At 55.9% G+C, this 12,617-nt stretch carries 10 protein-coding genes; 7 read left to right on the top strand and 3 right to left on the bottom strand.

The window, feature by feature from the left end:
* Positions 1–13: 13 nt before the first annotated feature.
* The 3 genes from MWU51_RS17115 to MWU51_RS16090 all read left to right on the top strand — a co-directional run bounded on the left by MWU51_RS17115 (position 14) and on the right by MWU51_RS16090 (position 4,571).
* On the top strand, positions 14–457 hold the full coding sequence (locus MWU51_RS17115; protein WP_281502784.1) for an acyltransferase: 444 nt from the start codon (positions 14–16) through the stop codon (positions 455–457).
* A 397-nt stretch (positions 458–854) separates the two neighbouring features.
* Positions 855–3,644 (top strand): right-handed parallel beta-helix repeat-containing protein, encoded by a 2,790-nt coding sequence (locus MWU51_RS16085; protein ID WP_247039286.1) that lies wholly within the window; start codon positions 855–857, stop codon positions 3,642–3,644.
* Between the two features lie 132 nt (positions 3,645–3,776).
* Positions 3,777–4,571 carry a class I SAM-dependent methyltransferase gene (locus MWU51_RS16090; RefSeq protein WP_247039288.1) on the top strand — a complete coding sequence of 265 codons (795 nt, stop codon included), beginning with the start codon at positions 3,777–3,779 and terminating at the stop codon, positions 4,569–4,571.
* On the opposite strand, the gene MWU51_RS16095 is transcribed toward MWU51_RS16090, so the two are convergent.
* Together MWU51_RS16095 and MWU51_RS16100 are read right to left on the bottom strand one after the other, a co-directional pair.
* A complete protein-coding gene (locus tag MWU51_RS16095; RefSeq protein WP_247039290.1) occupies positions 4,525–5,697 on the bottom strand; it encodes a DegT/DnrJ/EryC1/StrS family aminotransferase in 1,173 nt (390 codons plus the stop codon). The genes MWU51_RS16090 and MWU51_RS16095 overlap by 47 nt on opposite strands.
* A complete protein-coding gene (locus MWU51_RS16100) occupies positions 5,690–6,775 on the bottom strand; it encodes a GNAT family N-acetyltransferase (RefSeq protein WP_247039292.1) in 1,086 nt (361 codons plus the stop codon). The genes MWU51_RS16095 and MWU51_RS16100 overlap by 8 nt, the downstream gene beginning before the upstream one ends.
* 168 nt (positions 6,776–6,943) lie before the next feature.
* Between MWU51_RS16100 and MWU51_RS16105 the strand changes: the two genes are divergently transcribed.
* The 4 genes from MWU51_RS16105 to MWU51_RS16120 are packed head-to-tail and all read left to right on the top strand — an operon-like array spanning position 6,944 to position 10,818.
* Positions 6,944–7,924, top strand: a complete 981-nt coding sequence (locus tag MWU51_RS16105; RefSeq protein ID WP_247039294.1) for a glycosyltransferase family 2 protein — start codon at positions 6,944–6,946, stop codon at positions 7,922–7,924.
* Entirely contained in the window at positions 7,924–9,114 is a 1,191-nt protein-coding gene (locus tag MWU51_RS16110; RefSeq protein WP_247039296.1) for a GNAT family N-acetyltransferase, read from the top strand. Before MWU51_RS16105 ends, MWU51_RS16110 begins: the two co-directional genes overlap by 1 nt.
* Positions 9,115–9,122: 8 nt before the next feature.
* Complete coding sequence (locus tag MWU51_RS16115) at positions 9,123–10,151, top strand: GNAT family N-acetyltransferase (RefSeq protein WP_247039298.1); 1,029 nt, start codon at positions 9,123–9,125, stop codon at positions 10,149–10,151.
* Between the two features lies 1 nt (position 10,152).
* The gene (locus tag MWU51_RS16120; RefSeq protein ID WP_247039299.1) at positions 10,153–10,818 is read left to right on the top strand and encodes a polysaccharide deacetylase family protein; all 666 of its coding nucleotides are present in this window, start codon (positions 10,153–10,155) and stop codon (positions 10,816–10,818) included.
* Positions 10,819–10,827: 9 nt separating this feature from the next.
* Here MWU51_RS16120 and MWU51_RS17160 read toward each other — a convergent pair whose 3' ends face one another.
* The gene (locus tag MWU51_RS17160; protein ID WP_247039301.1) at positions 10,828–12,321 is read right to left on the bottom strand and encodes an O-antigen ligase family protein; all 1,494 of its coding nucleotides are present in this window, start codon (positions 12,319–12,321) and stop codon (positions 10,828–10,830) included.
* Positions 12,322–12,617 lie beyond the last annotated feature (296 nt).

Here is a 12,617-nt window from a genome sequence, read left to right on the forward strand (position 1 = left end):
ATACACAGATCACATGCAATACCCCATTCATCAGGTTCGCAATAATATCTACCATTACCGCACGATATTGCGGCGGGCGATCCTGACTCGGTATTTTGGCATGACGATTGGGGAAAACACCCGGATTTCGTCCAAGGCGCGACTAGATTATACCAATCCGCGCGGCATCCACATCGGAGCACATACAAGTGTGACCTTCGATGTCGCGATCCTGACCCATGATTTCGTCAACAACAAACATGTCGACACCCATATCGGCGCCTACTGCTTTATCGGTGCGGGGTCGATCATCATGCCCGGCGTGACCATCGGCGATCATTGTATTGTTGGGGCGGGCAGCGTGGTCACCAAGGATGTGCCGGATTGTTCGATCGTCGCAGGAAACCCGGCACGGATCATGCGTTCGGACATCATGACGACTGAATATGGCATCCTGACACCCGAGCTCCAAAGCTAGGACAAATGGTCAGTGCAACTGGAAACAATCTGCCTTGTGCCGTCCGCAGGTGATTCTTTCTTTACACTCAAGCACAACAATATAGTCCAACACTCTACTTTTCCGCGATCACCGTGTCGGTTTTGCAAACAATCGGTATGCAACGAATCGACTTTTCGCCCGTTAATGCCCGCCAATTGAGGCAGTCCATACTGAAATGTGGCGCGAAAATCGTCAATTTTTCGCTTATTCGGGGCGTTTCAGGGTTTTTTTCATTGTTTCTTTGAGCGAAAAAACACGCATCGAACACAATCTCGGCGCGTTTACGCCTCATCAACACGGATTATCCATCAACGGGGTGCACGAAGTTAGATCTCTGCCTATGGGAGGGCGGAGTATGAAATATGGCAGGTGATAAATGACCATCTACAACGTAAGCAATGCGTCTGAGCTTTCTGCAGCGATCAGCAGTGCGCAAGGCGGCGATACCATCAAATTGGCTTCCGGGAATTACGGTGCGCTGAACCTCAGCAAACAGTTCTCGGACACCGTGACGATTACGTCGGCTAACCCATCAAACCCTGCGACCTTCTCGTCGGTTCAGGTGAACAACGCCGAAAACGTGACCTTCGACAATCTGAAGTTTGACTACACCTATAAGAACGGTGATCCGGACTATCTGCAGGCTTTCGCGATCAACGGAAGCTCGCTGATCACGGTGCAGAACACCCAGGTCCTGGGCGATGACGACAACACTGGCTACGGCACTGCTTGGGGTTTGACGGTTATCAATTCTGACAATGTGAACCTTCTGAACAACGAAGTGTCGAACTGGCACCGTGGTGTGAAGGTTCTTGTCAGCACCGACGTTAAGGTCATAGGCAACGACGTCCACTCGATCAGCGGTGACGGTATGAACTTCGCTGATGTGCAGCGTGTTCTGATCGAAGACAACTACATCCATGACTTTGACTCGGATCCGGCCTCGCCGTTCCACAAAGACATGCTGCAATTTTGGACAACGGGCACCGACAGCCCCAGCACCGACATCGTGATCCGTGGCAATACGCTGGACATTGGATCGGGCGCTTGGACCCAATCGATCTTCATGCGCAACGAGCTGGTTGACCAAGGCCAAGCTGGCTCGGAAATGTACTACAAGAACGTGCTGATTGAAGATAACACGATCTATAACGCTCACGTTCACGGCATCACGGTAGGCGAAACCAACAATCTGGCCATTCGCAACAACACGATCCTGCAAGCCGATGGCGACATGAGCAACGGCAACAACGCTGGCCGCTCGGGCAGCATCATGACACCGCGGATCATCGTTTCCGAGAATTCGAACACCGTTACGATCGAAGACAACATCACATATGAAGTCGGCGGCTATAACGGCCAAAGCGGCTGGAACGTGAATGACAACGTGATCGTTCAATACACCAGCCCCAGCTCTGCCAACTATGTTGGTTCGTTGCTTGAAAGCCTTTCTGGCTTGCAAGGTGGCGGCGCCCACAGTGCAACGGGTGTGACAGGCGGCATCATTGATACACTGAATGCCGGCGCTTCAAAGGTTCAACCTGAATATCAGGGTGGAGGCTCAGGCGGTGGTCAAACTGGTGGTGGTGACCAAACCGGCGGTGGCGACCAAACCGGCGGTGGTGATCAAACCGGCGGTGGTGATCAAACCGGCGGCGGCGACCAAACCGGCGGCGGCGACCAAACCGGCGGCGGCGACCAAACCGGCGGTGGCGACCAAACCGGCGGTGGCGACCAAACCGGCGGTGATCAAACCGGCGGCGGTGACCAATCCGGCGGTGGCGACGAAACACCAGTTGTTCAAGCGAACTATGTGCTCGATATGAACAAGCTGTCCCAAGACCAATCGGCGCTTCAGGACAATGCAACAGTGAAAAATGGCGCTGTCAGCATGGACGGTGACAAAGATCACGTTTATCTCGGACGCCTGGAAGAGTTTGAAAACTCAGGGAAAATCGCATTCTCGATCACTTATAACCAAGCAGATTCGGATGGTGGCAGCCAGCGACTTGTCTGGAACCACATGAAATTTGGCGTCACACTGAAAGACGGTGATCTGTCGATCCATGTGGCGAACGAAGACCGTCCTTTCTGGGAAGGTTTCCAGGTTGAAGGGCTTGGCCTTGATGATCACAAAGATCACAACATTGTTGTGTTGGCTGATCAAGATACCGACCAGTTGAAAGTCTATGTCGACGGCAATCTGGTGCTTGACCAGAATGACGCTGACCTGAACTTTGTCGGCGCTGGTGGCGGCGAATGGGGTTGGTCACTCGGCACTGCCTGGGACAGCTTCTTTGAAGGCGAAGTCAGCGACTTCCGCATTGGCACCGACTTTGACATGGTCAATGGCGAAACCGACGGTGGCAATCAAACCGGCGGTGACGATCAGACCGACGGCGGTGACCAAACCGACGGCGGTGGTCAAACCGATGGCGGTGGTCAAACCGATGGTGATGACCAAACTGACGGTGGTGACCAAACCGATGGTGATGATCAGACCGGCAACGGTGAAGGCGAAGATGACGGACCCACTTTCCCCGACGAAGGTGGTCCCGTTGTGGCCGAAGGCATCGAAGTTGACGACCACATCATCGACTTCGGGTCCCTAATTGGTGACGACTATGCTTTGGGCGACGATGCGTCGGTCATCGGCAACGGCGAAGGTGTGCGCCTGGATGGAGACCGCGACAGCGTCTATCTGGGCCGTCTGGAAGAGTTCGAAGATACCGACCAGCTGACCTTTGCAGTCGAATACAACCGCAACTCGGTTGACGGCGACACAGAGCGTCTGGTTTGGAACCACATGAAGTTTGGTGTGGCGCTGGAAGGCGACGGACTGCGCATTCACGTGGCCAATGAAGACCGCCCATTCTGGGAAGGCATCAAGGTCGACAATCTTAGTCTGGATGACACAGACAGCCACCAGATTGTCGTGATGGCAGATGCAGATGCAGACCTGCTGCAAGTGTTCGTCGACGAGCAACTGGTACTGGAACGTGCCGATCTTGATCTGGAATTCGTCGGCGCTGGCGGCGGCGAGTGGGGTTGGTCGCTTGGCACAGAATGGGATCGCCACTTCGACGGTGACGTCACCCAGTTCGCGTTGGAAGCCGACGCGCAGTTCATCGACACCACAGTGCTTGAGCCCGAACTTCTGGGCTAACGCCTCCAAATAATCGCGACAAAAGCGCCCCTTTCAGACCGAGAGGGGCGCTTTTTTAATGTCAAACCTTGCTATTTATCCAGTTTCCCCGCGTAATCGCGAAAATAAAAATAAGCAGTTCGGTTCACAGGCGTGCTTTTCAAAAGAACAACAGCGAACCCGGAATTTGATGCCCCTTTCAACACACTGCGCCGCCGCGCGCGCCTGTTGCATGTGAACATCAAGTATAACGGTGTGGCGCAGACCGGGTCGGTCCTGTTGCTGGGTGCAGCGCAGAGGATACGACTTTGGCCCGGTCCCGTGGCCAAGCTGGGCCAATGCCGGCACAGTCGCGACCTTGACGTTCAAGGGATCGTCGATGTGTCGGACCTGTTGGTCTCGGATCTGAAGCGCAGCGCGGCAAACCGTTATGAACCGACCCCTGCGCTTGAGTTTCGCCACGTTCTGCAATCCCTGAAGCTGCCGTACGAGCAGTATGACTTTGTGGATTACGGGTCTGGCAAGGGTGCGATATTGGCCGCGGCTGCGCGTTATCCGTTTCGTCAGGTAACGGGTATTGAATTTTGCGCGAACCTGCACGCAAATGCACAACGAAACATCGCGGCCTTGAAAACCCGCGCGACAGATCAAATCGTATCGGTTCTGGCCGACGCACGGGATTATACGCCGCGCCCCGGTCCGCTTATTGTCTATCTCTATAACCCGTTCAACTATGACATCATGGGACCGGTGCTTGAGAACTGCATTCAGGCTGCGCAGCATTCTGATCGACCCTGCTACCTGATGTACAAGAACCCGTTTCTGCGCGACCGGTTGGATGCCCACCCTGCCCTTGAAAAAGTTCGCGAACCTTTCGGCGGGTCATGGGCGGTGTATCGGTTCAGTTCGGGTCGGCAGTCCCAAGCGCCGCAGTCAGTTCGGACATGATCAAGCTGATGTGACCCCTGTCCAGATGCTGACCACATGGCAGTGACAATACGTGATCTTTCAGAAATTTCGCATCATCAAAGCCATCCCAGTTCAGCTTTTGATTATAGCCTGACCACCACGGGGTGGCGGCGATCCCGCGCGCAGAAAGGCGCGCCGCCAAAGCATCGCGGTCTTCAACAAGAACAGGATAAGACAACGGGCACGCCGTTTCGGGCAGCGTCGCATAAAGCGGAGCTATACCCGCAGTATCTGACAGAAGGGTTTGATAAGTCTGGTAATTCTCGCGCCTACGCGCACGAGTCTGTGTTGGATTGAACGTCTCAAGGGCGCGTTTGGTAAAGCCGCTGATCCGACTGCTCCGCAATGCGGGGTCGAAGTAGTAACCCGGCGGCATGTCGATATGTGGGCCCGGCTCTGCAAAGGTGGTCGACACAGCTCGGCCCTTGCGCCGCCACATCGCCAGCTTTCGAAGTGTACGCGGACCCAAGACCGCCTCCAGCCCCATTCGGATATACGGTTTGCGCAGCAAAGATGCCGGTGGTGGTTGATCAAACGGGCGTTGGAAATTCAAACCATTTGCGTTCAGCACGATCGCGCCGCCCGCCAGAACAGGAAAAAGCTTGTAGAAGCAAAAGACACTGACATCACCGGCAAACCCCTCGGCGGGATTGTCACCACTCAGCAGGCTCAGTGCGCAATCTTCGATCAGAAACAGCCCGTGTTCATCGCAAAGCGCACGAAGCGCGGAAGTATCGGGTTGCAGCATTCCGAAATAATGGATCAGGTAAATCGCCTTGGTCTTTGGTGTGATACGACGCGCGATATCCGCCAGATCTGGGCATGTCCGGCGATCAACACGATAGAACGCGATGTCCAGCCCGGCGTCCAGCAGAGGATCAAGTTCGGACCCACAGTTATAGGCAGGGGCAAGCACCCCATCGCCCGGCTGTAGGCCCAGAATATCACAGGCTTCACGCAGGGCTGTGCGGGTGTTGAAACTATAGGCCACGCGACGCCCGTCGAACAACGGCTCCAACCCGCCATCGGGGTCGCGCGACAACAAGGACCACGACGACGGCGTGGGGTCGGCGCAGTCCAGATGCTGGCGCGTCAGGTCAGTCATCATCCAACCCTTTCAGCGCCCGATACCGGCGTCTTGCAGCAGCTTTCAGCACCTCTTTGCCATTGCCGGTCACATGCAGGAAGCGGTTTGAAATCCGACTGCGCTCACCAACCCGAATGACCGCTTTCGGGGCGAGTTCGGATTTGTATTTATAGATGTTGTATTTCTTATCCGACTTGTCGGTCGTTTCGACATACCCTTCGACATCCATATGAACGCATCCCTTGGACCGCGCCCAAATCATTCCCTCCAGCCATAAAAGCGGCGAAATCCTGAGGTTCTTCAGTGCGTGCAGCAGCTCGGTTTCCGTGGTGAAGTGACGCCCATGGGCGGTATGAGTGCTGCGATACATCAACAACCCGCTGATAAAGGCGTCGTCGCTGAACGCGCCCAGCAACATTCCTATGTCACCGGCTTTATAAATGTCATCGAAGCTCTGCAAAAAACTGTCTTCGGCCAGCGCAATCAAACCACGCCCCACACGAAGGCGGTTCAAACTGTGCAGGAACTCCGCGGCGCCATCAACTGTGGTGATCGGTCTGATCGTGACACCGGCACGTTCTGCCCGCCGCACCTCGCGCCGTGCACTTTTTGAAAACCGCGACATGATCACATCCGGCTCAGGGTCGATGTCGATCAGCCCGGTGTCGCGGAACACGCCATCACTGGACAGGGAAAAGTGATTGCCTTCTAGCAGCTTATGAAGCGTCCGCGCGTCATCCTCAAGCCAATAAGGCGTGATCCTGACGCGTCCGATCCGCGCAAACTCCGGATGGGCAAAAGCTGCATTCAGGAACGAGACCATCGTCGCGGCATCGTTGCAAACCGGTCCGCTCAGGAAGATGGCATCGCGATAACGGGACGCCAGATACGGGTGCCGGGTGCGTGACAACAAACCGACCCCGGTCAGCGCCCCGTCGATACGGCCCAGCACGAACAGAACATCCGCCCCGTCGATACGTTCGGTCGCCGCAAAGCGATGGTCCTGACGTGGGTGCTGAAACGGGGACGAGGACAGGAATGTATCCCACTCTGCCTTTTGCTCAGGCCTCAGTTCCTGCACACATTCGATGTCCATAAAGGATCCCGATAATAAACGAAGATCGACGCAATATCGTCGCATTCAATTGAAATTGTAGGCCAGACAGTAGATACCAGACCCTGTAACGCGCTTTCAGATCATTATATCAGCCTATGTAGCGTAAAATAATAGATATTTGGTTGTTGTTTAAGAGATACTTTTCGAATGAAGTCTGTTCAGACCCCTAGTGCCACGAATGATGGCCCGTTTGACGTTTCGGTCATCATCGTGAACTGGAACACCTGCGATTTGTTGCGGGATTGTTTGCAGTCGATCATCGACCAGACCGAAGCCTCGTGCGAGTTGATTGTCGTCGACAATGCCAGCGCGGACGGATCGGCAGATATGGTAGCCGCAGAGTTTCCGAATGCTGTCCTGATCGCCAATACGGAAAACAACGGGTTTGCGGCGGCAAACAACCAAGGACTGGCAGTCGCGCGCGGGGCGCATGTGCTGCTTCTGAACCCGGATACGATCATTCTAGATGGTGCAATCGACAAGATGCTGGCCTGGCTTGCGCGGCACCCGGATGTGGGCTGTGTCGGCTGTCAGGTGATGGAAGGCCCGGAGGTGATTCAGCGCACGGGTTTTGCCGAACCGGGTCTGATGAACCTGTTGATCGTCAGTCTTGGCCTGATGCGGCTGGACGGCATACATCCGTTCTTTGGCCGCCCATGGTACACCGATTGGGACCGTAAGTCTGAACGCGACGTCGATGTGGTGTCGGGCATGTTCATGCTGGTCCCTCGTCATGTGCTGGACAAGGTTGGCCCGCTGGACGACGCCTATTTCGTATATTCCGAGGAAGCCGACTGGTGCTATCGCATTCGTCAGGCCGGGTGGCGGTGCGTGTTCACCCCCGAAGCACAGATTATCCATCTGGATGGTGGATCGAAAAGCACCTCGCAAATCCGGTCACGCATGTATGTGCAGATGCAGAAAAGCCATCTGATCTATTCGCGCAAGCACCACGGTAGACTAGGCTATCTGGGGGCCAAGCTGATCTATATCCTGTCGGCGGCCTTGCGGCTGGTGGTATTTGGCGCGCTGCGACTTGTGCGCAGCGATGCCGAGACCAAAGCCAAAGTGCGCCTGTCGCTGGCTTCGTTGCAATATCTGCTTCTGGGCAAGGAGCCGATGTCCTGATGGCGGGCTTCGAACACGAATGGCTGGACGACCCCGATGCGGCGCTGGCGCTGGCGGATGAATGGGAGGCGTTGGCCGACCAGACCGGCGCTGACATCTATCTGACACCGGGGTGGTTCGGTGTCTGGTGGCGTCATTTCGGGCAGAAGCGGCGCTTTCGATGTCTTGTTCTGCGTCAAGACGGTGCGCTCGTCGGGATCCTGCCGTTCAGCATCGAACGCATTTGGGCCGGGCCCGTGCCTCTGAAGCTGGCCCGGCTGGCAGGAACCGATCCGCATTGCCTGATTTTCTCGCTGCCCGTTCAGACAGAAGCTCTGGGTGCCATTTGGACCACCGCTTGCGCGGGGCTTCTGGACACTGGACTGGCAGATGCGATCAGCCTGACACCAGTCTCTGACCTGTCGCAAATGCTGGATACTGCCCGTGCCTGCGCTGATCTGCCAAGTGTCGATGTCACCGACCAATCCGCTGGTGCGCATACAGTCTTTGACCTGCCGGGTGATTTCGACAACTACCTTGCCAGCCTGTCCAAAAAACGGCGCAGTCAGTATCGCCGCGACGTAAAAGGGTTAGAGGCTGCGTTTGACATGACCACTCGCGTGGATGTGCCGGACGCCGACGCGTTTGCCGCATTCATCACCTTTCACAACATCCAGTGGCAGGCCATCGGCAAGGGCGGTCATTTCTACGATTGGCCCGGCAGCAGCGCGTTTTATCAGGAACTCTCCGACACGTTGGAAGACAAGGAACAGGTGCAGTTTCACACCCAGATGGGCAAAGACGGGCCGTTGGCGACGCAATTCGCCTTGGTTGCTGGGCAGACCTGCCATTGGCGCCTGCCCGCCCGAAGTCTGGACGACACTGCCGACAAGTTGAGCATTGGCAAGGTCGGTCTGGTGCAAATGATCGAAAGCATGATCAAACAAGGCGTCACTCGGATCGAAGGTGGGATGGGCAGCTATCCCTATAAGCTGTCTTATGGGGGCCGGATGGTGGATGTTCATCGCATCATCCTGTCACGCGCCGCTGGTGGCACCCGACTACGCCTGAAACTGCTTTTGAAATGGGCCGAACTGGTCAATTTCGTGTATTACAGGCTGTGGTTCATCAAGCTGGCACCACGCATTCGGGCGCGCACCGGAATGGGGTTTCACGCCTTGTCCCGCCACTGGATCAAGACGCGGATATAGGGGCTTACATGGTTACCACACGCTATATCGCGGCTGAAGACTGGCCGGACATCTCGCGCCGGTTTCGCGACCTGAGCTTCGAGCAAAGCCTGACTTATGGGCAGGCCGCCGCCAATCGGATCGGCGGGCAGTTGAAGTTTCTGGTCGTCGAAGAGGGCGCGCAGATCATCGCGGCCACCAGCGTGCGACTGAAAACCATCCCGGGTCTCGGACGCGGCATTGCATGGATCCCCTCCGGCCCGTTGGTGTTGCCGGTATCTGGTGTTGATCCGGACAACGCACGCCTGCAATCTATCCTGACCGTGCTCCGCACCCAGTTATGCGACGCGGAAGGTCACGTGCTGCGCCTGCGGTTTCCGGGGATTGCATTGCACGACAAGAACAAAATGGACCCTCTGGCCGCCACTTGCGGCTATCGCCCGACCGACAAAGTGCCTTCGTATCAATCCTTCGCAATGGATCTGCACAAAGATCACGACACGATGTTGAAGGATCTGATGGGCAAGTGGCGCACCGACCTTCGCTATGCGTGGAAATCTGATCTTTCACTGGATTCGGGTTACTCCCCTGATTTGCAAACGCGGTTTCTGCGACTGTTTGAGGACATCCAGAAAGAAAAAGGCTTTCAACCGGATATCACGCCCGAGTTTCATTTTGCCCTGTCGGGTGATGATCTGCGGTATGACATCCTGATTGCGACAAAGGATGACGAGGATCTGGCCGGGATCGTGATCGGCTCTTCCGGCAAGGTGGCGACTTATCTGTTCGGCGCAACGGCTGATGCAGGGCGTCGTTTGCGCGCCGGGTTCTTCCTGACATGGGAAGGTATCAACCTGTCACGCACACGTGGGCTGGACTGGTATGATCTGGGCGGCGTGGATTTCGACGCAAACCCTGCTGTGGCAAGGTTCAAGGATCGAATGAACGGCACCCCCATCGATGCTGCCGGCCCGTACGAGGCCCGACCGTCACAGCCATGGTCCGCGCTGGTGCTGGGGCTTGAGGCCGCCTATGGTCGCCTGAAAGGACGTGGCTAACATGACCGTCGGCATCATCTTTCACGGCATCGGGACCCCCAAACGCGCCCTTGAACAGGACGAGGCGCCCTATTGGATCAGCGAAGATCAGTTCTGCCGCGTGCTGGACATGATCGCCGCCCTGCCCGACCCCAACCAGATCAGAATCAGCTTTGACGATAGCAATATCTCGGACATTGAGGTCGGATTGCCGGAACTGACTGCGCGGGGTTTGGTGGCAGATTTCTTCGTTCTGACCGGGCGAATTGGTCAAGCCGGGTCGCTTGACGCGTCCGACATTGTCACGCTGCAAAATCAGGGTATGACCATTGGCAGCCACGGGGTCGATCACATGAATTGGTCCACCCTGCCCGCAGACAAACTGCACCACGAACTGACGGCTTCGCGCGCCACATTGGAACAGATTTGCGGCCAGACCGTGGCCACCGCTGGCATTCCGTTCGGCGGCTACAACGCGGCTGTTTTGAAAGCCTTGCGCCAAACCGGTTATACCTGTGCCTATTCCAGTGATTGCGGGACCATGGACCCCAACGCGTTCCTGCGGCCACGGGCGTCGGTGCAGGGCAAGATGTCTGACGCCGATTTCCGCGCGCTGATCGCGGGTCATTTGTCCATCAAACGCAGAATGCGCCGCTTCATCGGGATGACCCGCAAGCGGCTGACCTAACCTGTCGGATCAGCACCTTTTCTTGGGATCATGCCCGTTTGGAAAGCGCGTATAGGGCATGTGATCTCGGCGCGGCGATTGTGAGCCCGTGTTGATCCGGCGCGTTTTCGACGTTTCCTTGACCTTGGGTTCAACGGTAAGATCGCGGGCCAGAACCGGCGCGTCCCCGCGAATACGTGTCACCGCTGGCCTGCGCCTGCCCGGTGCTTCTTCCGCCTCGTCGGTTGCGGATGGCCCCTCGGGTTTGGTGAAAATAAACCAAACCCCGCTGCCCAACATAAAGAAGGTCCAGGAATAGATGTTGGTCCACACATGCACAGTAGACAGCGTGAAAGTCATTCCGATGAACGAGAACATATAGGCCCGGCGCAAACGCCATGTCAGCGGGTCCGCGTCCACCTTGGCAAACGCAATGCGCAGAATAATCTCGAAAAAACCCAGGACCAGTAGGATGAAGCCCGGAATGCCAAACTGCATGGCAATCAGAAGCCAGAAATTGTCCACGGTGCTGGCATGCATCCATCCGGGCCGCTTCCAATCATTCAGACCCAACCCGAAAACCGGGTTGTCCCAGACATTCTGAATCCCATGTTCAAAGATCAACCCCCGCCAATAGGCGTTGTGCGGCGAGAAAGTCGCATAGCTCATAAACACCCGGATGGGCGTGCGGTTCGACAGAAGGTCAATGGTGATATAGGCCAGCACAATCAGCGACAGAAGCAACATCCACCGTGATTTGAGCTTATTGAACATCGCCGCCCAGATGATCAGCCCGATTTGTAACGCCACCGGCAACAAAGCCCCACTGGACAGTGAAAGGAAAACCCCCGCGCAGATCAGACCCGTGGTCAGATAGCGGCGAAAATTACCCCATTCACCCTTCATGCCAACTACGCAAAGCGCGAAGGCAACCGAACAAAACAAACCATAGTGAATCGGGTGGGCAAAGACGACCTGCGCCCGATCAAGTCCCATCCGCGATTCCATCACGATATTTTCAAGACTGAACAAGCCCGGCAGCTTGGCAATCATCTCGATCGCGATAGGCCGCGCGGTCTTGGCTTCGAACAGTGCAAGCGGCAGCGTCAGGATGATTATGACAAACAACACCTTCCAGACGGCCATCAAAACCTGTGGCGACCTGACATAAGCACGGGCAAGGATATAGCCGCCCAGAAACTCAACCGCGTTGGATCCGATGAACTGAACCGTCCGGTCCGGGTTGTTGACTTGCAAGGCAACCGCAGCCCACCCCATGTGCAAGAAGAACAGAAAATCGGCGAATACCAGACGGCCGTATTTGCCGCTCATCAAGTTGATGGTCAGGGGGACGATCATCACCAACAAAAATGCGCGGACACCGTTCAGAAGCACCGGTCCAGCATAGAACTGAAACGGGACGACGACCATGATCAGGTAGAACAGCACCGGCAAGGGCAGAACCCTTTTGGACTGGTTTGCGGCACTGAACGATTGCGGTGCGATTTGGTCGGCTGTGGCCACGGTATTGGAGCCCTGTAAAATTGACCTGCACCCTCGGTTTTGGGTGCTGACTTAAATAATTAATATAACGTTTGTGCAGGAACTACGCCACCACGGCCTGAAAAGCAAAGACCATGTGTGCATTGCAGACCGACACACAGGGAACTGGTCGCTTCGAAACAAAAACGACTCGGACCGGTTTGGGGAGGAACAGAAAGAAACGCCGCGTTGATTGCGTGCCTCTGCGGCAGCAAACGGACCAAGTAGATCATGCGATCTTTGCTAACAGTTCATTGTTTTTCTGACACTTAACGCCA

It is taken from the genome of Aliiroseovarius sp. F47248L (genome assembly GCF_023016085.1).
Classification (GTDB): domain Bacteria; phylum Pseudomonadota; class Alphaproteobacteria; order Rhodobacterales; family Rhodobacteraceae; genus Aliiroseovarius.